We start from the raw sequence: 1839 nt of genomic DNA, 5'->3' as shown, positions 1-1839 counted from the left end.
AATGGTAGGAAGTGTGAATATGTCAAAGGAAACATTGACCGACATTGCAAACCAGATTTTTGAAAAAGGAAGTGTAAGAGAGCAGCAACAAATGCTCAAAGTACTAGGCAGCTTGCCGGTTGCCAAGACAGAAACAATCCTGAATGATCTGATCGGCAGAATGGAAGCCAAGAAACTTCCGCCAAGTCTGGCGCTTGATCTTGGAGAGGCTATCGATTCAACCAAATCGACTGCATTGATTTCCAAACTTGCTCCAATGCGTTCCAAAGGCGCAACTGTTGCAGATTATCAGGATGCATTATTTGGTGGAAATGCACAGTTGGGCCGCAGGTACTTCCTGACAAGCTCAGCCGCAGAATGCGTGCGCTGCCACTCGATCGGCGGACAAGGCGGCGAGGTTGGACCTTCTCTTTCGAATATCGGTAACGTACTTTCACGCGAGCAGATATTGCAGGCATTGATCGAGCCGAGCGCACGTTTATCGCCAGGCTACGGAATGGTGATCCTGACCTTGAAGGACGGAACAACAGCTGCGGGCGTACTAGCACAGGAAAACGAGCACGAGCTTGTCCTGAAAACTTCCGAAGCCGAGCCGCTCAAAATCGCCACGGCGCGTATTGCCAAACGGGAAAATGTTCCTTCAAGTATGCCGCCAATGGGAACGATTATGTCAAAAAGGGAAATCCGGGATGTAGTTGAATTCTTATCGGGGTTAAAAAGATAAAAGCGATAAGTAAATTAGAAAGGCTGTTTGAATCGAATCAGACAGCCTTTTTATTTATAACAGACTTAAAACTTTTCTGTGGGTGTATAAACATATTTGATACTGTCCAGGTCAGCTTTGTACTCTGAACTGTTCATCACATTGGTGACGTCCATCTGATAGGAATAATTTGAACCTTCGACGAAATGGAATAAGATTCGAAATCCTGCTTCTTTCGATATCGCATACCATTGAACTTCGGTAGGTGTATTTGGGCCTGATGAGTAGCTCCATTGAATCGCATCAAGAACCTTTGACTCTGTGAAGTCTGGCGAGGCAAATGTAAATACGTAGTGCATATTATTTGTCTGATAAGCACTATCGTATTTCGTGTATTCACTTAATTTCAAATAGGCTAAACTATCTGCAGCAGAGACATCAATCTGTTTTTTGTTTTTATAAAGCGATGTCAGTTTCCAATGCCCGTCTGACCTGTTTCCCAGTGGATTGGCACGTGGCCCAAGCGGTGTTTCACAGCCGAAAATAGTAAGGGTAAATACGATTGTTCCGATCAAAATCAATCTTTTTATCATACCTGTCAGAGAGGGATACTGTAAGCTATTGTTTCTATTTAAGGAAATTACATGGATATGTATCCAGCAAAAAACATTCGTCGAATGAACCCGAATTTTCGACGGTTAACAACTATACTTCGACGAATTGAACCGAAAGCTGCAAACTTAGCCCTGAAGGAACAATCCTGCCTGAAAGAAATTTGACATTTTTGTACAAAACAATGCTGTAACTGCCGAACTTGTTAATATCATCGGCATACATTTAGTACAAAAGTCACGCTAAAAACCGGAATGGAGTTAGATAAGAAAGAGGCAGAAACCGTTAACAAAGCTATTCTGTTTTGGGAGGATAGTAACCAGATCTCCAAAGAACAGGCGGAGCAATTGCGGGGAAGTTACCAGTTACGTAATTCGAATGTTGATGCAATTGCGATTTACGCATTGATATCAGCCATTTCCTGCGGTTTACTGGCATTTGGCGCATTGGTGATTGATGAAAAGTGGCTCGAAATGCTGCGCCGTAAATGGGACATTTCTGAAAATGTGTTTGGGATTGGTTTT

1 protein-coding gene and 2 pseudogenes are annotated in these 1839 nt (G+C 43.0%); 2 read left to right on the top strand and 1 reads right to left on the bottom strand.

Translation table 11 applies throughout. The features are described from left to right. Positions 1-724, top strand: a pseudogene (locus ACTIE6_RS11925) (heme-binding protein); the annotation flags it as partial. A 65-nt stretch (positions 725-789) separates the two neighbouring features. Here ACTIE6_RS11925 and ACTIE6_RS11920 read toward each other — a convergent pair. Then, on the bottom strand, positions 790-1296 hold the full coding sequence (locus ACTIE6_RS11920) for a hypothetical protein (RefSeq protein WP_439556849.1): 507 nt from the start codon (positions 1294-1296) through the stop codon (positions 790-792). Positions 1297-1569: 273 nt separating this feature from the next. Between ACTIE6_RS11920 and ACTIE6_RS11915 the strand changes: the two are divergent. Beyond that, positions 1570-1839: pseudogene (locus ACTIE6_RS11915) on the top strand (hypothetical protein); the annotation flags it as partial.

Source organism: Dyadobacter sp. (assembly GCF_051859145.1).
Lineage (GTDB): Bacteria > Bacteroidota > Bacteroidia > Cytophagales > Spirosomataceae > Dyadobacter.
This window is presented reverse-complemented; position numbering and strand designations above follow the sequence as displayed.

What these genes read in the sequence shown, in the direction of transcription:
- ACTIE6_RS11920 (WP_439556849.1), bottom strand. Translation starts at nt 1,296, where the DNA reads ATGATAAAAAGATTGATTTTGATCGGAACAATCGTATTTACCCTTACT.